The 18,937-nt window shown below is 44.2% G+C and carries 19 protein-coding genes; 6 read left to right on the forward strand and 13 right to left on the reverse strand.

What is annotated here, in order from left to right:
* Window positions 1–469 precede the first annotated feature (469 nt).
* A complete protein-coding gene (locus GC098_RS18435) occupies window positions 470–715 on the forward strand; it encodes a DUF3951 domain-containing protein (RefSeq protein WP_246358704.1) in 246 nt (81 codons plus the stop codon).
* A 204-nt stretch (window positions 716–919) separates the two neighbouring features.
* On the opposite strand, the gene GC098_RS18440 is transcribed toward GC098_RS18435, so the two are convergent.
* From GC098_RS18440 to cymR, 5 genes are all read right to left on the reverse strand, one after another.
* Complete coding sequence (locus tag GC098_RS18440; protein WP_171644692.1) at window positions 920–1,990, reverse strand: AI-2E family transporter; 1,071 nt, start codon at window positions 1,988–1,990, stop codon at window positions 920–922.
* Between the two features lie 158 nt (window positions 1,991–2,148).
* Complete coding sequence (locus tag GC098_RS18445) at window positions 2,149–2,352, reverse strand: YrzR-like zinc ribbon domain (RefSeq protein ID WP_029196901.1); 204 nt, start codon at window positions 2,350–2,352, stop codon at window positions 2,149–2,151.
* Window positions 2,353–2,359: 7 nt separating this feature from the next.
* On the reverse strand, window positions 2,360–2,881 hold the full coding sequence (locus GC098_RS18450; RefSeq protein ID WP_171644695.1) for a PRC-barrel domain-containing protein: 522 nt from the start codon (window positions 2,879–2,881) through the stop codon (window positions 2,360–2,362).
* 28 nt (window positions 2,882–2,909) lie between these two features.
* Window positions 2,910–4,058 carry a cysteine desulfurase family protein gene (locus tag GC098_RS18455; RefSeq protein ID WP_171644697.1) on the reverse strand — a complete coding sequence of 383 codons (1,149 nt, stop codon included), beginning with the start codon at window positions 4,056–4,058 and terminating at the stop codon, window positions 2,910–2,912.
* Window positions 4,059–4,067: 9 nt separating this feature from the next.
* Window positions 4,068–4,487, reverse strand: a complete 420-nt coding sequence (gene cymR / locus GC098_RS18460) for a cysteine metabolism transcriptional regulator CymR (protein ID WP_171644699.1) — start codon at window positions 4,485–4,487, stop codon at window positions 4,068–4,070.
* Between the two features lie 311 nt (window positions 4,488–4,798).
* Between cymR and mnmA the strand changes: the two genes are divergently transcribed.
* The 3 genes from mnmA (at window position 4,799) to GC098_RS18475 (ending at window position 7,188) form a co-directional block, all read left to right on the forward strand.
* Window positions 4,799–5,887: a tRNA 2-thiouridine(34) synthase MnmA gene (gene mnmA, locus GC098_RS18465; RefSeq protein ID WP_171644701.1), complete on the forward strand. Its 1,089-nt coding sequence runs from the start codon at window positions 4,799–4,801 to the stop codon at window positions 5,885–5,887.
* Between the two features lie 30 nt (window positions 5,888–5,917).
* Entirely contained in the window at window positions 5,918–6,619 is a 702-nt protein-coding gene (locus tag GC098_RS18470; protein ID WP_171644703.1) for an AlkZ-related protein, read from the forward strand.
* 155 nt (window positions 6,620–6,774) lie between these two features.
* A complete protein-coding gene (locus GC098_RS18475; protein WP_171644705.1) occupies window positions 6,775–7,188 on the forward strand; it encodes a DUF3889 domain-containing protein in 414 nt (137 codons plus the stop codon).
* Here the strand turns inward: GC098_RS18475 and GC098_RS18480 are convergent.
* The 7 genes from GC098_RS18480 to GC098_RS18510 all read right to left on the reverse strand — a co-directional run bounded on the left by GC098_RS18480 (window position 7,183) and on the right by GC098_RS18510 (window position 15,727).
* Complete coding sequence (locus GC098_RS18480; protein WP_171644707.1) at window positions 7,183–8,502, reverse strand: replication-associated recombination protein A; 1,320 nt, start codon at window positions 8,500–8,502, stop codon at window positions 7,183–7,185. The two genes, GC098_RS18475 and GC098_RS18480, sit on opposite strands and share 6 nt — an antisense overlap.
* 129 nt (window positions 8,503–8,631) lie before the next feature.
* Entirely contained in the window at window positions 8,632–10,167 is a 1,536-nt protein-coding gene (locus tag GC098_RS18485) for an MFS transporter (protein ID WP_312880201.1), read from the reverse strand.
* On the reverse strand, window positions 10,160–10,714 hold the full coding sequence (locus tag GC098_RS18490) for a PadR family transcriptional regulator (protein ID WP_171644709.1): 555 nt from the start codon (window positions 10,712–10,714) through the stop codon (window positions 10,160–10,162). The genes GC098_RS18485 and GC098_RS18490 overlap by 8 nt, the downstream gene beginning before the upstream one ends.
* 368 nt (window positions 10,715–11,082) lie before the next feature.
* Window positions 11,083–11,838 (reverse strand): tRNA threonylcarbamoyladenosine dehydratase, encoded by a 756-nt coding sequence (locus tag GC098_RS18495; RefSeq protein ID WP_029196910.1) that lies wholly within the window; start codon window positions 11,836–11,838, stop codon window positions 11,083–11,085.
* Between the two features lie 24 nt (window positions 11,839–11,862).
* Window positions 11,863–13,644 carry an aspartate--tRNA ligase gene (aspS, locus tag GC098_RS18500; protein ID WP_171644711.1) on the reverse strand — a complete coding sequence of 594 codons (1,782 nt, stop codon included), beginning with the start codon at window positions 13,642–13,644 and terminating at the stop codon, window positions 11,863–11,865.
* A gap of 63 nt (window positions 13,645–13,707) precedes the next feature.
* Window positions 13,708–14,973, reverse strand: coding sequence for a histidine--tRNA ligase (hisS, locus tag GC098_RS18505; RefSeq protein ID WP_171644713.1), 1,266 nt, complete (start codon window positions 14,971–14,973; stop codon window positions 13,708–13,710).
* A 448-nt stretch (window positions 14,974–15,421) separates the two neighbouring features.
* A complete protein-coding gene (locus GC098_RS18510; RefSeq protein WP_056836252.1) occupies window positions 15,422–15,727 on the reverse strand; it encodes a winged helix-turn-helix transcriptional regulator in 306 nt (101 codons plus the stop codon).
* Between the two features lie 122 nt (window positions 15,728–15,849).
* On the opposite strand from GC098_RS18510, the gene GC098_RS18515 reads away from it, so the two are divergent.
* Together GC098_RS18515 and GC098_RS18520 are read left to right on the forward strand one after the other, a co-directional pair.
* Complete coding sequence (locus GC098_RS18515) at window positions 15,850–16,242, forward strand: DoxX family protein (RefSeq protein ID WP_171644715.1); 393 nt, start codon at window positions 15,850–15,852, stop codon at window positions 16,240–16,242.
* 292 nt (window positions 16,243–16,534) lie between these two features.
* Window positions 16,535–16,828: a hypothetical protein gene (locus GC098_RS18520; RefSeq protein WP_171644717.1), complete on the forward strand. Its 294-nt coding sequence runs from the start codon at window positions 16,535–16,537 to the stop codon at window positions 16,826–16,828.
* A 106-nt stretch (window positions 16,829–16,934) separates the two neighbouring features.
* Here GC098_RS18520 and GC098_RS18525 read toward each other — a convergent pair whose 3' ends face one another.
* Complete coding sequence (locus GC098_RS18525; protein WP_171644719.1) at window positions 16,935–18,890, reverse strand: FAD-dependent oxidoreductase; 1,956 nt, start codon at window positions 18,888–18,890, stop codon at window positions 16,935–16,937.
* Window positions 18,891–18,937: the final 47 nt, after the last annotated feature.

The raw sequence follows: 18,937 nt of genomic DNA on the forward strand, positions 1-18,937 counted from the left end.
TTCGAAAAACAAACAAAAAACGCCCCTGTAACATACAGGGACGAATAATCGCGGTACCACCCTGGTTATTGTGTTCGGCTCACCTTTGCTTAAAGCAAGAGGAAACAAACGCAATCTCCTTGTGCGGATCTGTAACGGGTCCAACCGGTGGAGTTCATCCACACTCCGAAACGAGCTTTGGGCCATCCTAGCACCGAAAGGTTCTCACAGCCGCTACTCGCAGTAACACTGCTCTAGCGGAACCTTCTCTCTGACAATGGACTATGGCTTACTAAAGTTTCATCAACGCTTTCAATTCAGATATAGATAAGGCAAATTATAACTATATGCTAGTACCCTGTCAATATTCAAGTGAAGCTTTGGGCTCTACTTCCATTCAATGTAACAAATGTTAATGAAACCAAACCTTTAAGGGAATCGTATGTACAGTACGCTTGTGTCATTTATATGATCTTCGGAGGTGTTTCAATTGGATTTCTCAACCCTCACCCTACTCGGTGTAATCACACCTATCTTTGTATTAATCATCTACATCATGGCCAAAACTCTCATAAAAAAGGAAATTCCCGATAGCCGTTATAATCCTTTTGACTATATTACAGGTCAAACTCGGATAGAATTTCAAGAACAAAAAGAGCAAAAAGAAGAAAAGGACGACCAAGGAGACGACAAAGATAAAAATTTAAAAATCACAGTTGACAATCATTCTCAATGAACGTATACTAAGTTTAATGATAATGATTTTCATTATCGAACAAATGACATATAGCAAGAATTCGTATACTTATTCCGTACCATTCGATGGTTTACGCATGGCCACACCTTTCATATCCTCAACCCTCGTGCAGAACCCCTCTGAACCATGATCCCGCAAGTCATGGCTCAGAGGGGTTCTGTGCGTCCACTCCTAATGAAACCCTCATGTCGTAGGCTTATGAACATAGTAAAGGAAAATATGTTGAATGATAACCTTCATGACGGCAAAGAAAGGTACAGCCAATATTAACCCCACTATACCCGCGACTTCCCCACCTACAAGTAAGGCGAAAATGATAAACAACGGATGCATATGAAGCGTTCTTCCTACCACTTGTGGGGAGATCACGTTGCCTTCGAGAATTTGTACGGCTAAATTAACGAGTGCGACGAATAACAACATTTTCAAAGAGACCGTTGATGCCATAATGATTGCCGGCGCTGCTCCAAAAAAAGGCCCTAAGTAAGGAATAATATTAAACACCGCCACAACGCTAGCGAGCAGCAATGCATATTGCATACCAATAAGCCAATACCCCAAATAGGCCAGAACTCCTATAATCAAGCAAACTAATAATTGACCCCGGATATAATTACCAAGAGCTGTGTCAATATCAATGAGCAGCTTGATTGTTTTCTTACGATGCTCTTTCGGCACAATAGCCAAGGCTGTTTTCTCAATAATTTGAAAATCCTTTAAGATATAGAACGCAACGAACGGTACGATAAAAGCGATGAACAGCATATTGATGGTATTTCCAATCTGATTCATGTAGTTCGAGATGGCCATGGAAATGCTATTTTCCAGCTTCGTAAGTGAATGATTAAATCCATTGCGCACACTGTCTGGCAGCAGTTGATTTTGATTAAAGCCGTCTACAAGCGATTGCGCACGCATAGCCATTTGCGGCATATGCTCATTCAGTTCCGCTATTTGGGACACAAACATCGGTGTCATATTCATGATAATAACGGTCAGAGATGTGAGAAAGACACTATAAATAAGCAGTACAGCAATGGTTCTTGGCACTTTCCGCTGGTTAAGAATATTTACGATCGGGTTTAAAATGTACGAAATAATCACAGCAATAAAAAATGGCGTCAAGATGGCTTTGATAAATGTAAATACGCTAAACATGATTGGCTTTATTTGCAGCAGCATATACAAGCTGGCCAGAACAAGTAGGAGGTAGACCAACCCGACAAACCATTTATTTTTCCAAAAACGTTCCATTCTCTTCACCTCTGTTAATCCTTATAAACATACGCTCATACAGTATATGTACAACCCGTCCAAATTAACCCGTTAAATCATGAGCTAAACAAGAAAAAACGCTACTTCTTAAGCGCCACTGCGCTCAAAAAATAACGTTTCGTAATGTGTATTATTGATTAATTTGCATGTTCGTGGACTTGAGGAATTTCTTCCTCAAAAAATAAATCATCCAGAGAACTCAACGTACCGTCTTCCTCTACTTGATACACGGACATTTTGTCTCCGTTAACACTGAGTTCAATAAAGCAACCCCAGCAGTAGAATTGATGGGAACCGATCTTTCCAATATCTTTGGAATTACAGTTTGGACAACGCATAATGCTCACCCTATTCTTCTTTGGATACGAAGAGTTCTTCTACTTCCTGAGCGCAATGTACAGGCACTATGATGGCATCTTCCCCTTTGGTTGCCGCCACCGGCATGGGAAGCCATCTTCGCCCTTCCTTTAAATCAGAAATAAACCCTTCGGACAATTCATAACCTACTATTTGTTTACCCCAATTCTGGTTTAAATAAACATCTTCTACCACGCCTAATTTGTGCCCTCCCACCGTAATGATGGGAAGACCTTTAATTTTGCGGCTTCCTTCAAGAAAAGCATGACACTCTTCCACATGCTCAAACTCGCGAATGACACTTTCGTTCGGTATGGTAATGGCATCTTCTCCGGCAGCGACGATTCCCTCCCACGGTATGTAACGTAAGGAGGAGAACCAAATCTTCACTTCGAGCATGATACCTCGTATGTTCCAATCAGGGCCTACCAATAAATCTTTAACTTGACCAATTTGTTTACCGGAATCTACCGTTAACACGGGAAGCCCGATCAAATCATGCGCTTTGCGCAAGTTGTATTCCTCCTAGAACCACCCGGTACTATGTAGTACGCAACCGCTTGACAATGGTTGCAATTTTCTGGGCAGCTGTTTCGATTTGTTCTTTAGAATTCCCCATTCCAAAGCTAAATCGAACCGCGGAGGCTGTAACATTTTCTGGGAGCTTCATGGCTTGTAATACGTGCGATACTTCAAGTGAACCTGACGTACATGCAGAACCGCTTGCAGCAGCCACTTCTTCTAAATCAAGATTCATAAGAAGTGTTTCTGTTGAGATACCTGGGAAGCTGATGTTCAGAATATGCGGGATACACTGTTCCTTGTGGCCATTAATCGTGAAGCTATCAAAGCCTAATTGCTGCTCAAGTATGCTTATCATAAGCCTGCGAAACTCTGCGACTTTGGATTGCATACTGTCCATCATTGGGAGAGTAACTTCCAAAGCTTTGGCAAAGCCTGCAATTGCTGCTACATTCTCCGTACCTGCGCGGCGCTTTCTCTCCTGAGCACCGCCAAAGACGTGAGGTGTCAACCTTGTGTTCTTAGATACAAATAAAGCACCTGCACCTTTGGGTCCGTATATCTTATGAGCTGAGAAACTCATTAAATCAACAGGAAGTTCACTAACATTCAGCGGCAATTTACCTAGAGCTTGCACCGCATCTACATGAAAAGGAATTTGCCGATTCCGAGCTAAATGACCTACTTGCTCGATCGGTTGAATCGTACCCACTTCATTATTCACATACATCATGGAAATGAGAGCTGTGTCAGGACGTATAGCCGCTTCCACATCTTCTATTTGAATAAGACCGGTCGGACCTACTGGAAGGTAGGTCACCTCGTATCCGAGGCTCTCCAATCGCTCACAGGGATGCAAAACAGCATGATGTTCGATCTCTGTCGTAATGATATGCTTCTTGCCATCCTTGTTTGCATTCATGATCCCGAAGATCGCCATGTTATTGCTTTCGGTTCCACCGCTTGTAAAAATAAGTTCAGCAGGTAAACAGCCTAACGATTTCGCCATAGCGTCCCGAAACCGGTTGAGTGCTGTTCTAGTAGCTCTGCCGAAGCTATGTGTACTCGAAGGATTACCAAAAAAGGCTGTATAGAATGGAAGCATCGCTTCTAATACTTCAGGATGCACGGGTGTAGTTGCTGCATGATCAAGATAAATGGGATTCATAGGACACCCTTAAATGTAAAACATGTAGTTGTCGTTCTTGCCTTGGTCTTCGAAAGAAATCAAGTTCGCAAGTGTAGTAGAATCTAGCACATCCGCAATACTATCACGAATACGAATCCACAGATCACGCTTAGCCGGATCATCTTCCTCCGTAAAGTCGACAGGACTAATCGGTCCTTCTAATACACGAATAACCTCGCCTGCTGTTACTGTATCAGCGGATTTGGAGAGAATATATCCACCGTAAGCACCACGAATACTTTTGACCAATCCTGCATTGCGAAGTGGAGCTACAAGTTGTTCCAGATAATGCTCGGAAAGCTGATGCTTTTCGGCAATACTTTTGAGTGAAGTCGGTCCTTCACCAAATCGATTGGCCAGCTCCATCATGATCGTTAAACCATAGCGGCCTTTTGTAGAAATTTTCAAAGTTACACCTCATTCAACATTATATGCCATCAAGGAGTCTGATCGATATTGCTAAAACTTCTGTTTGCCTACCATCTATTTTATCCACGTTCAGACACTAAGGTCTTCCCTATCTTGGTACACAGCGTTTCCATTTTTCGCAAAAACATTCCTAAACATCCGTATATCGTATATATGGTATCATAAATTCCTTGTTCTGTGGGGGAAAAACAATGACATTCTCATGAAATATTTTAATTTTGAACAATAGAGAGGTATAATAGTAAGAGTTTTAAAAAAAGTCCCACAAGATAGAAAAGAGGTTCACAGCTATGAGTAAAAAAACACGTGTCATTTTGGGAATGTCCGGAGGTGTTGATTCTTCGGTTGCTGCGCTGTTGCTTAAGGAACAGGGCTACGAGGTTATTGGCATTTTCATGAAAAATTGGGACGATACCGATGAGTTTGGACATTGTACCGCAGAAGAAGATGCAGAGGATGTTAGAAGAGTGTGCGATCAGCTCGACATCCCTTTCTATACAGTAAATTTCGAGAAGCAATATTACGACAAAGTTTTCGCCTATTTCCTAGACGAGTACACCAAGGGCCGCACGCCGAATCCGGATGTGATGTGTAACCGTGAAATTAAATTCGGGGAATTGCTTCAGAAGGTCATTGATTTAGGTGGGGATTACATTGCAACAGGTCACTATGCACAAGTGAAAGAGCAAGATGGTGAATATGTGCTCTTGCGTGGTAATGATGCCAACAAAGATCAAACGTACTTCCTAAACGTGCTGAATCAACAGCAGCTGTCCAAAGCTATGTTCCCGATTGGCCACCTACCGAAACCAAAGGTTCGTGAAATTGCTGAAGCAGCAGGTCTAGCCACAGCTAAAAAGAAAGACAGCACCGGAATTTGCTTTATCGGCGAGCGCGACTTTAAACAGTTCCTCAGCCAATACTTGCCTGCAAAGCCCGGCAATATGGTCGATATTCGTAACGGTAAAGTTAAAGGACGTCACGACGGCTTGATGTACTATACCCTGGGTCAAAGACAAGGACTTGGCATTGGCGGTTCAGGCTCTGGCGAGCCGTGGTTCGTTGTAGATAAAGATTTGGAAAGCAACCAACTGCTTGTTGTTCAAGGTGAGCAGTATCCAGGACTATATTCTAAGGGCTTAACAGCTACTGATGTGAACTGGATTTCATCGAACAAACCGGTGGGTGCATATGCTTGCACAGCCAAATTTCGTTACCGTCAGCCCGACCAAGGCGTAGTTCTTACGTTTATGGAAGATGGTACATGTGAAGTTGTCTTCGATAAACCACAAAAAGCCGTAACGCCCGGACAATCCGTCGTTTTCTATGATGGAGACGTGTGTTTAGGTGGCGGAGTTATTGATAAGGTTCATAAGTAAGTTTGATTAGCGGATATAGGAACAGGAAGGATGATCGATTTGGTCAAAGTGAATGATGTTGGATGGAAAGCTGCTGCTTATGAGGATGTTACGAAGATCGTGAAAGAGGTCGGTATTCTCCCCCTCTCTTCGTTCATACCGGATCATCCTTCACTTGAATCTATAACTGTGCACGAACAATGGCATACGGGGCTAGAAACAGATCCTTGGTTATGGCGAGATCGTCTGCCTGGCGACGGCATTGCCGCTTATGGCCGCTTTTTTGCGAAAAAGCCTCTGTTGATTTCTGCTGAGCTCTTTCCATTGATTAAGAATTTATTAGACGAACCTTATTCTGTAGAAGAGCGTTATGCAGATGGCGAGCTTCCCAAATCGGCTGTCGAGCTTTTTCAAGCTGTTGAAGAGAACGAAGGCATCGATGTTAGGGAGCTTCGCTCCAAAATCGGGATGAAAGCCAAGGAGTCGAAAAATGAATTCGACCGTGCTCTGATAGAACTACAAAGCAAAACAGATATCGTCATAGCTGGTATAAGCGAACGCCTGAATGCCAATGGCACCAAGAACGGCTGGAACAGCACCTGCTACATGACCGCCAAGCATTGGATGGAGCTTCATGGGATTAAGGCGAATACACTCCCAACTCCGGAAGCGAAAAGTCAACTCAGAGAGCTGCTTCAAAAACGGTTTAGTGCTGCCGCGGGTGTTTATTTAGGGAAGGTTTTTAAGTTATAGAAATGATCATTAATAGGAGCCCTGAGGGCTCCTATTTCTGTTTTCAGCACTGTTGCCAGCACAAATAATCCGGCTTCTTGTAGAAATTTACCGTTTGCCTTTCAAGTATGCAGGCTTAATTCTAAGCACAGGATAATCGCGAAAGGTGTGAGTGAATGGGTAGAATCTTAGCCGTATTTCTCATTATTTGGGTTGGTTGGGCTGGAAGTTTGCAAGCAAGGGTAGAGACAAGTGCAGAAGCAAGTACAAAGACAAGAACAGAGATAAGTACAAAGATAAGTACAGAAGAAATTTTCGTAAAATATAAGCCTGAGCAAGATCCTGAATATGCCAAATGGAGCCGTCTTGCTTTTCAGGAGGCTGGCAGATTATACACTTTATTAGATTATAAATATTTAGGCCGTTCAACTATAGCACCCGGTGTTGCACAGCAGCAGTTTCGCTTCTGGGTAAGACATCATGGTGTCGAATTTCCACTAATTGTTTCGATTCGGTACGATCCTATTACAGAGAAGGTTTTCACAATCGATATGGAAAAAGAAAAAAGAGGGGACCTACTGATTTTATAAACCTGCAGGTGTCCCTCTTCTTTTATGCTGATTGAGCTTCATCTTTTCTTCTGTTCCCTGTTCGCTAGCAGCAAAAATGATCTCATTTCGAATTTCGTCTGGTAAGTACTGCTGCTTCACATAGTGTCCCGGATAATTATGCGGATACATATAGCCTTTATGTCCGAGCTGATCAGCACCTTTGTAGTGCGTATCACGCAGATGAAGCGGTACATTTGCAGATTTCACTTGGTCCATCAACTGTTCCGCGCGAGAGATGGCAATCGGTATCGAATTTGACTTTGGACTCTCCACGGCGAATAAAATTGCCTGGGAAATGATGTACTTTGATTCCGGCCAACCAATCTTATGATAGGCGTCCATGGCCGTCACGGACTGCACCATCGCCTGCGGATTCGCAAGGCCGATATCTTCGCTGCAGGCGACGATAAGACGCCGCAGGAACGTCATGGGATCCATGCCGAGCTTCTCGACGGCATATAGGAACCAGAACAGCGCGGCGTCGCTGGAGCCGCGCACGCTCTTGTGAAAAGCGGACAAGACGTCGTATTGCGTCGACTCATCCGCTTTCACGATAGGGCGGCGGATCGACTCTTCCGCCACCTCGAGCGTAACCTGAACCGTTCCATCCGGTTCAGGTGAAGTTGTCAGCGCTGCAAGCTCCAGCGCGTTAAGTGAACGGCGGATGTCGCCATTAGCCATCCGCGCGATGTGCTCCAGCGCCTCCTCGTCTACGTGGAGGCGCATGAAGCCGAGCCCCTTCACGGGGTCGGTGATGGCTCTTCGCATGGCGATGAGCGCATGCTCCGCCGTTAGGGGCTCAAGCTGAAACAGCGTCGAGCGCGACAGCAGAGCCCCGTTCACGTGGTGAAACGGGTTCTCTGTCGTCGCACCGATGAAGATGAGGATGCCCTGCTCTACCGCAGGCAGCAGCGCATCCTGTCGCGAGGTGTTGAAGCGATGCACCTCGTCCAAGAATAAGGTCGTCTTACGACCGTACATCGCTTTATTGGTCTTCGCTAGCTCGATAATCTCTCGCACATCTTTGACCGAAGCATCTACGGCGTTCAGCTTCATAAACTCACCCTGTGTTCGGTTCGCTATGATGTTGGCCAATGTTGTTTTGCCTGTGCCTGGAGGTCCATAAAGCAAGATTGAGGTCACTTGATCGGCCTCAATCGCTCGTCTTAGCAACTTCCCTTTTCCGACGATTTGCTCCTGACCAATATACTCATCGAGCGATGTTGGCCTCATACGATCGGCTAACAGCTTTCCTGTTGGTTCTTGTGAAGAAGCATATGTAAACAAGTCCATAAGTAGATTATCCTTTACTTTGCATTGAAAGATATAAACTCTATTATAACCCGCATACGCAATCATGTCATGTTTTGTCAGTAAAAGATCCCCCCGATACGAAACCAGGAGGATCTTTCTTGATACCATTTATACAGACTGAGGAGTTGCATTGTCATTCTGCGGTTCCGGACGTTGGACAGGTACCGTGAAACGAAGTGGCCCTGCTATGAATGTAGCCGCTAGTCCGACAATACCGAACACGATACTTATGATAAAACCATGGTTAATCGCTGTTCCTAATGAATCTCGGAGGAAATTCATCGTTTCTTTAGGCAATGCAGCTCCCGCTCGGATCAAATGTTCTGGATTGGCTAAAGACGACAGTTGATTAAGAGGCATGTTGTGCTCAGCTGCGCCTACTTGAATAAGACTGTTGTATCTCGTGTTGACGACAGTCGCCATAATCGAAGCTCCTAGAACCCCTCCAATATTACGCCAAAAGCCAATGATAGAGGAGCTGACCCCGATATACTTTTGATCTACACTGAGAGCAACTGCATTCTGAGCAACACTCATTAACGGACCAATTGCCCCTACGCCAAGTATAACCATCAGGGTAATCATATACAGATTACTTGCGTCATGACTGACTACACTTAACAAATAGCTAATGACAATACCCGTAATCATACTGGACGCGATAACCGCACGGAAGCTAAAGAATCGTTGAAGGAAACCAAACAAAACAGCTCCCACCATTAAAGAAAACATCATCGGGGTCAAAAGCACATTTGAATTCACCCGACCTAGCACGGCAGTTGAGAAAATAGGCAAGTAAGCAATTGCCGAGAACATAATCGCTCCTTGGCAAAGGCAAGCTAACATCATGCCGAGAACCATTCGGTTTTTGAATAAGGGTAGAGGCAGCATAGGTTCTTGGGCCCTACGTTCAACCATAATGAACAGAAAGCCTACAACAACGGCAACAGCTAACAAACTTATAATTTGCCAGGACGCCCAAGTATAATCTTTACCACCAAACTCTAACGCGAGCATGAGTGAGACGGTAGAGATTATGAGTAACAGTGTCCCTAAATAATCAATTTTCGGACGGCGAGTCGAACGAGTTTCCTTAAGAGCAAAAAGCAAAACAAAAAATGAGAGTAAACCGAGTGGCAAATTAACATAAAAACACCAGCGCCAGCCCCAAGATTCGGCGAGTAATGTACCGATTTGAGGCCCTGCTACGGACGAAAGGCCGAATATCCCCGCGAATACCCCTGATAGCTTAGCCCCCTCTTTGGGATCTGAAAAAAGCGTGTAAATAATGGTGAAACTAATGGGAAAAATAGCTCCTGAACCTATCCCCTGAATCGCTCTGTATACGATAAGCTGCGTCATATCCTGGGCCGTACCACAGAGTGCCGAACCGATCAGAAATATGGAAATTCCAATCAAATAAAAGAGTTTTCTGCCAAACATATCCGATAGCTTCCCGAAAACAAGCATCGTGCTCGTCGATGCAAGCATATACGCTGTGAATACCCAACTGATCTTATCGAAACCATTAATGTCGCCTATGATATGACTTATGGCAGCCGCCGTAATTGTATTATCTAGTGCAGACATCAATAGCCCTAGAGCCATTGCCAATATTATAAAACCTGTTTTTTTATTACCCACTTTCGTTTTTCCCCTTTTCCACTTTTAAATTACTCAAACGTTCTATTCCGGACATTAATGTTCGCAGCGTACTTTCCATATTTTCGATACCAATCTGAATACAAAGTTCCTGAGTCTGAGACATTAACGAGTTTGACTTACCGTTCTCATACATGTTCCGCAAACGCTCAAGGTCATCTTTCGTACTCGCTATGCCAATTTCCAAATATTCAATAATGACCTCGACCTCAATAAATTCACCAAAAAACAAACGAGTCATCGCATCAGACTTGAATTCATTGGCTTGCATGGGACTGTACATATAGGCTTTGAAATGTTTTTGGCCTTCCTCCGTTATGGAGTAGACATTTTTATTCGGTCTTCCCTCTTGGATAACACTTTCTTTCGTAATGAGACCTTCCTTCTCCATCTTGCTAAGCGTAGGATAAATCGTGCCAAAACTTGCATTGTAAAAATAGGAAAATACCGTCTCAAACATATGCTTGATGTCGTATCCCGATAGACTGCGTTTCATTAAAATACCTAAAATGACATCCTGACTAGTCATGCTGTAAGTCCTCCTTATTTTCTTGATGTGCTTCTTAATTAACAATTTATCAGATTATATATATCGAGTCAACATATAAATGATTGATATATGCCATACCGATATATTAATTTTTCGATTTCAACCTTTACAATATCTCCGACTCCATGTGAAAGGGAACGTAGAAGCGTTATTTCCTCTTAAAACTGCTTATTTCAAGTTTTTGCGGAACGAGGATCCGCTATTTCCCACTTTCGAGGTGTAAAAACCTCCAAAACACCCAAATAGTGTTCCCACGTTCCCCGTAGGCGGCGCATAAATAGGATGCTCCATATCCTTTTAGGTAAATAAAAAAACGGATGCCCTCTTTCCAAGGGCATCCGTTTTTCCTATTTCTTCTTTAAACCAATTTCCAATAGTTCTTTCACAGCCACACTCACCATGATCAGTCCAGCCACAGGCGGAACGAAGGCGTTGCTCGCTGGCGGTTGTTTCGCCTTGCGAATTTCTGGTGCGTTCGCAGGAACGATTTGCTGCGTTACATCTTCGCGTGGTTTCATCGGCTCTTCGGTCGAGAATACGACCTTCACACCCTTTTTGATCCCTTCCTTGCGCAGTTTTTGACGCACCACACGTGCAATAGGATCCATGCTCGTTTTGGAGATATCCGCTACTTTGAACTGTGACGGATCCATTTTGTTAGCTGCGCCCATGCTGGAAACGATTGGGATCTTCCGCTCCAGACACTGCTTGATCAGATGGATTTTATAAGAGATGGTATCACTTGCGTCCAACACGTAATCAATTGGATATGCGAATACTTCCTCGTACGTTTCCTCTGTGTAAAACATCCGGAGCGCGATAACATCGCATTCCGGATTAATCAATTTGATTCGATCGCGCATCAGGTCGGCCTTTGGCTGACCTACTGTTGTCGTAAGCGCATGAATCTGACGGTTAATATTCGTGATGTCGACAACATCTTTGTCAATCAGAATAAGACGTCCAACCCCTGTACGCGCTAGTGCTTCAGCAGCGATTGAACCTACACCGCCAATACCTAGGACAGCAACTGTACTATTCTTCATGATTTCAAGCCCCTCAGGGCCAATCGCTAGTTCAGTTCGTGAAAATTGGTGAAGCATAGAAACACTTCCTCTTCTATGTTCTTAGGCTTTAGCAGCAGGCTGCTTAAGCGCTAAGCGAATCGACAGCTGTTCAAGCTGTTTGTCGTCTACTGTCCCCGGTGCATCGGTCAACAAGTCTGTTGCGCTTGCCGTTTTCGGGAATGCAATCGTTTCTCTGAGATTCGTGCGGCCTGTGATCAGCATCACCAAACGGTCGAAACCAAAAGCAAATCCACCGTGCGGAGGTGTTCCATATTCAAAAGCTTCAAGAAGGAAGCCGAACTTCTCAACAGCTTCTTCTTTGGAAAAGCCCAGCGCACCGAACATTTTCTCCTGTACTTCACGTTGGTAAATACGCATCGAACCGCCACCCACTTCGTATCCGTTCAAGACAAGATCGTAAGCTTGAGCACGAATTTGACCTGGGTCTGTATCGAAGTAATGAACATCTTCTTCATTTGGACGCGTGAACGGATGATGCTCAGCCACATAACGTTTGGCTTCTTCGTCGTACCCAAGAAGCGGGAAGTCCACTACCCAAGCATATTTGAACTTCGAGTCATCGATAAGGCCAAGCCCACGACCGATTTTCAAACGAAGGTTACCTAGAACATCAGCAACAACTTTTTTCTTATCAGCGGAGAATAGAAGCAAATCCCCTTCTTCAGCGCCCAAACGCTCTGTTAACGCGGCAATTTCAGCTTCATTGAAGAATTTCACGATAGGCCCTTTGAATTCGCCGTCTTTCACTTGAATCCAAGCTAAGCCTTTGGCTCCATAACGTGCTGCGAATGGCAAGAGGTCATCGATTTCTTTACGACTCCATGTGCCGCAACCTTTAGCGTTCAAAGCTTTTACTTGACCGCCGCCTTTAACGACGTTTGCAAACACTTGAACACCTGAAGTTTCAACGATATCAGAAACATCTTCAAGTTCTAGACCAAAACGTAGATCCGGTTTATCCGAACCATATTTCGCCATAGCATCCGCATACGTGATACGTTGGAATGGACGCGGGATTTCAACTTGAGCTGTTTCTTGCATTAATTTGACTACGAGTTCTTCCAAGATTTCAAGCAGTTGATCCTGAGAAATGAAGGAAGTCTCAATGTCGACTTGTGTAAATTCAGGCTGACGGTCTGCACGAAGATCCTCATCGCGGAAACAGCGTGCGATTTGGTAGTAACGCTCCAAACCACTAACCATCAACAATTGTTTAAAGATTTGCGGGGACTGCGGAAGCGCGAAAAATTCGCCCGGATGCACGCGGCTTGGCACCAAGTAATCGCGAGCGCCTTCCGGTGTGCTTTTCGTCAAAATCGGTGTTTCAACTTCAACAAATCCTTGATCATCTAAGAAATTACGGAATACTTTGGACGCTTTGGAGCGAAGCATTAATGTTTTTTGCATTTCCGGACGACGTAGATCCAGATAACGATATTTCAAACGAACGGCTTCATCCACATCAACGCCGTCTTCGATGAAGAACGGAGGTGTTTTGGCAGCATTCATAATTTCGATTTCAGTTACCTGAATCTCAATTTCACCCGTTGTAATATTTTTGTTAACCGTTTCGGCATCACGTTCTACAACTTTCCCTTTAACAGCAAGCACGTACTCATTACGAGCGCGGTCAGCAATGGCAAGTGCATCCCCTGAGAAGTCTGGGTTAAATACAGTCTGTACAAGCCCGCTGCGATCGCGTAGATCGATGAATAGAACGCCACCTAAGTCACGTCTTCTTTGTACCCATCCGTTTAGTGTAACTGTCTGTCCTACCTGAGCTTTAGTAAGCTGCCCACAATGATGTGTTTTGAGCATCATGATTATTTTTCCTCCTAATATAGGGATCTTTGAGCGGAGCTCAAAGTCTCTCCTTTTGTTTATCTATTCGAAAAGTGTCTTTGCAGCGTTCGAAGCAAGATCGGCTAAACTCACAGTCAATTGACTGCCTGTATCCATCTTCTTCAGCGTAATTTCGCCACGCACCAATTCGTCATCTCCAAGAATCGCCACATAGGTGGCTTGAAAGCGGTCAGCTGATTTCATTTGTGCCTTCATTTTACGGCCTTGGTAATCTTTCTCCGCTTTCAGTCCTTGCACTCTAAGCTGGTGCAGCAGTTTCGTTACTTCCTTCTCCGCCGCGTCCCCTAGACCAATCAAATATACATCGAGCGGCTCTGGCTTCGGAATTTCGACTCCTTGTGCCTGCAGTACGAGCAGAATACGCTCAAGGCCAAGCCCCAAACCAACTCCCGGCTGATCGGTGCCACGGCCGCCAATCTGCTCAACTAGACCATTGTAGCGTCCGCCTCCGCCAATCGTATCAATCGCGCCGATCCCGGCCGCTTTGTACTCAAAAGCTGTATGCGTGTAGTAATCAAGACCGCGAACGAGGCGAGGATTAATCCGATACGGGATTTCCATCGCTGTTAAATGCTCTTGGACTAGCGCGAAATGCGACGTGCACTCTTCATCCAAGTAATCTAAAATTTCTGGAGCGCCTTCGCCATACTTTTGATCCACTTTGCAATCAAGAATACGCATCGGATTACGATCAAATCGGGACTGACAATCTTTACAAAGCAAATGCTTGACAGGTGCAAAGAACTCCTGCAGTTTCTCACGGTAAACCGTTCTAACCGCTGGTGTGCCAACGGAATTAATTTCAACGGTTACTTCCTTAAGACCAATTTCTTTATAGAACGTATAACCAAGCGCAACCACTTCAGCGTCAATGCTTGGATCAACGGACCCGAAAGCTTCAATGCCGAACTGATGGAACTGGCGATATCTCCCAGCTTGCGGCTGCTCATAGCGGAACATTGGTCCTACGTAATAAAGCTTCGTTAAATCCGGAATCCCGTAAAGCTTATTCTCAACATAAGCCCTAACAACACCGGCTGTTCCTTCCGGACGAAGCGTCATGCTGCGATCCCCTTTATCGAGAAAGGTGTACATTTCTTTACCCACGATATCTGTCGTTTCACCGACGCCTCTAATGAACAGATCGGTTTCCTCAAATATCGGCGTACGGATCTCTTTGTAATTAAATCTTTGGCACAAGTCTCTAGCTTTGCTCTCTAGGTACTGCCACTTCTCCACCTCACCGGGAAGAAGATCCTGTGTGCCTTTTGGCTTTTGTATGCTCATGTGCGGGGCCTCCTCTTATCTGTCGTTCCTGTCAAATAACAACAAAAAAACCTCCCACCCCCGACTAACGTCAGGGACGAGAGATTTGATTAACAAATTCACCCGTGGTACCACCCACATTCAGAAATGCCTGCTATCGTTTGCCAGAGGCAACGAAACAGAATTCTGCTCTTTACGGTTAACGCCCGCTACACGCACAACTGCTACTAGACAAGTTGACATCAGCCAATATGCTTTTCCCAGCCGGTCCTCGGGGAGGTCTTTTCGTTCGCTCATCATTAGGAAGCTTGCAGCCTAGACTTCCTTCTCTGCTTATGTGGGGGCGACTTACTTTGTCCCTTCAACGGATCACAAAAGTATCGAATTACATTATTGTTTATTGTAAACATTGGCAGATACAAAGTCAAGAGATAGAAGTACTAATCCTCCTATACCTCCACTATATTAGTTAATGTAAGTCCGCCCATTTTTGCAACTCGTCCATAACGGGTTTAAGCCCTTTTCCTTTGGCGGTTAATTCATACTCAATTCGAACCGGCGTTTCTGGGTATACATGACGGATGATGATCTCTGCAGCCTCGAGCTCCTTGAATCTCTCCGAAAGCATGCGATCACTCATACTCGGGATGAGAACTGATATATCTTTAAAGCGCTTCGGTCCAGAAAGCAAGACATGAACAATAAGTCCTGTCCAACGCTTTCCTAGAAGTTCAAAAGCATTCTCGAATTTGGGACACAGTTGATAGTCTTCCATATAAATCATCTCCTTAAAAACAATTTTAGCATAGTCGCTTGACAAAAGTAAGTGCTTCGTAATAATATACTAACATAAAGTAAGTTATTAAACAAAATATATTAAACGAGGAGTTGTTAGTGATGGCGTTAGGCCTACTTATTATTCGTTTAGTGATCGGTTTATCATTCGCGGCGCACGGTTCACAAAAAGTATTTGGATGGTTTGGTGGCTATGGTCCCAAAGGTACCGGAGGTTTCTTCGATTCAATAGGAATCAAGCCAGGTGTGCTCATGGCTGTTCTTGCAGGTTTAGCTGAAATTGCAGGTGGGTTGCTCTTCGCCGCAGGTCTTTGGACACCATTAGGTGCTGCTCTTATCGTACTGATTATGCTTGGTGCTATTATTAAAGTTCATGCCAAAAACGGTTACTGGGTAACTTCCAATGGTTATGAATACAATTTAACGCTGATTGCTATCGCCGTTGGTGTTGCACTTATCGGAGCCGGTGAATATTCCTTAGATGCTTTGATGTGAAAATGATGTTAAACCGTCCAGCTCATGCTGTGACGGTTTTTTTGTGTAAAGAAAATAGCCTGCAGCACAAGGGCTGCAGGCCTCAAATAAATATATATTTTAAAGGGGGTCGACTATTATTATATCCCCTCTTGATTAAAGAGATATGAAAATTAAATTACAATTTCATTACAGTATTTTCTCCGTATTTTCAATCATTTTCATTTATTTTCACCGTATATTCAGACCATTTTCACATATACATGTACAACAAGGCAGATGGCCTTGAATTTATCATCAGGAGGCTGTAACAATGACAATACAAAACGAGTTTCAAGAGGAACGGCAAGATCTAGTGGTGCTCTTCTCTGAAGATTCCGAAACCGAAGCCGAAGTTGAAGAAGAAGTAGCTGAAGAAACAGCCGAAGAAGAGGCCATTGAAGAATCGGACGAAGCTGAGGAAGCGGAAGAAGAAGCATCTGATGAGGAAGAAGTAGAAGCTGAGGATGTGTCCGAGGAGGACGCCGAAGCGGAAAGTGAAGAATCAGCCGAAGAAGATTCGGAAGATTCGGTGCAAGCAGAAGAGGATGCTGCGGACGCAGACTGAACAAAGTAAGAATGTAAGCGCAGTCACAAAAACTTCCTTAGCTTCTAAAAGTTAAGAGCCCTAGTGCCACATCTATAAAGCGGCATTAAGGCTCTTATTCGTTCTTCTATGGCTTACCAGTAACGCCAACTTTTAAATCTTTAATAAGTAAATACGTGTCCGCATTCGTTAACTTTTGCTTGTCGGCAATAAGTTTTACAGTCATTTCTGTGAGCAGCTTATTCTCCATTAGCTTGGATTGTGCTTCAGTAGATGTAGCTTTCAACCCTAATGCTTGTGTGATTGTATAACTGGCTTGTTCTAGTGTCAGCGGTATTTTATCTGCGTTTTGCAGATTCGCAATAGCCTGACTGACATCCCCGCCCCAGGCATCAGGTTTCATCTTCTTCGCGCCACTGACGAGATTAACCATCCGCTTTGGATTGGCCGCGTCATCCAAGTGAAAATTATTGTCATAAGCACCTGAAGCTAAGCCCAGCATCAGAGCGGATTTCAAACCTTCATAGGCTTTATGTTCCATAAAAGGTTGAGGCTTGATTGAAATAGGCTGAAGCTCCATGCCTTGTTTAATCAAATGTTCCTGCAATTTGGCAATAACTTCTTTGGATCCAGCTAATTGACGAAATGTCATTTTTTCTTGCTTAGCAAGCATAGCAGCTGCCCCTGCCGCTTCACCTTCAGCCATTCCAGTCGGCATCACTCGAGCACTTCCATGCGGAAGCGTATCGTAACTAGCCGCTCTACCGACAACAAGTAGTCCATCCACCTTCTGTGGGACGATACTGCGGAAAGGAATAGCGTACTGTGTCGGAGAACATACCACGTTACCGGAATCACTTGGTGTCACACGTTGGATATCTACAGGATAAGAACCGAAGCCAATACGGTCCCATTGATCCCCATTCGTACATACATCAACTATGTTCATTCGGTATTCTCCCTGTATATGCCGTGTTTCACGCACATATAACTCAGAAGCAGTCCCCGCTAGCTCCACTCCCGCAAACTCAGGGAAAGTTTTCTGCATATAGGCAACCACATTCGGTAATTCTTGATTGGCAATATCAAAAGCATCTTGAACAGATTTCGGATTAAATGTATCTACGCCAAATATTTGCAATGAGTTCACAAGTACAGTATTATCGTTCTCTCTTCCCATGTTCAAGCCACGCATTTTAGCACGTTCTTTATTAAGAGGTGGATAATTACTCATTTCTTTATAGCCCCAGACACTAACTTCATTAACGCCGGAATTCACGTCATCGTCTCCATTTAGACGCTTTGCCATTAGACTCCATACTTCTGGAGTTATGTTTTTAAGACGAAAAACAAGTGTAACAGCCATTCTAGACTGAGGATCACCCAAATCTTCTCGACCAAATGTAAAAGGAACACCTGCCGCAGCTGCAAAATCAGCATCTTGTGTGGCATCGATGACAGAGGCTGCTTTCACCGTTTGTTTGGTTCCATCTGACAAAGTTAGTGCTGCTCCTTGTAACTTCGCATTTCCAGATCCTGACGATTCAATAATAGGATCTATTTTTTGCGTTTGCAATAAAATATCTATATTTTTCTCCGCACGAACCATGTCGTAGAAAGCATTAGCTGCTGTGTTAACATCGAATGAATCACCTTCGATTTTGCTGTACCACTCTGAGAAAAAGCCCTTGTTAAACACCTCATGTTTGCTGAGCGGATTCGTTTTGGGCGCGTAGTTCATATCAATCGTATTAAGACCACCTTGCGTCATCAAACCACCCAACATAGTCCGATTCCGCCCGTCTACGAGCAGTGTACTTAATCCATTACGAGCAGCCGAAACGGCAGCAGCAACCCCCTCAGGGTCCGTACCCACTACAATGACGTCGTATGCCTCTTTGGCTTTCTTTACTGATTTCACTTCTTGAATAGCTTGCTTTTTTAAGCTATGTTCACCGTGTGAAAGGTGTTTATACTGATAGTAGAGAGATGCTGCAGCTGCCAGCACCGCAAGTACAATCAATGTCCCCATCAACCAAAGCCATCCTTTGGATGTGGAATTGTTACGATTCGAATTTGCCATTGGAACGAAAGCACCCACCTTGTCTCCTGCTTTTCATACGGCTTACC

The organism is Paenibacillus phytorum (assembly GCF_013141715.1).
Lineage (GTDB): Bacteria > Bacillota > Bacilli > Paenibacillales > NBRC-103111 > Paenibacillus_E > Paenibacillus_E phytorum.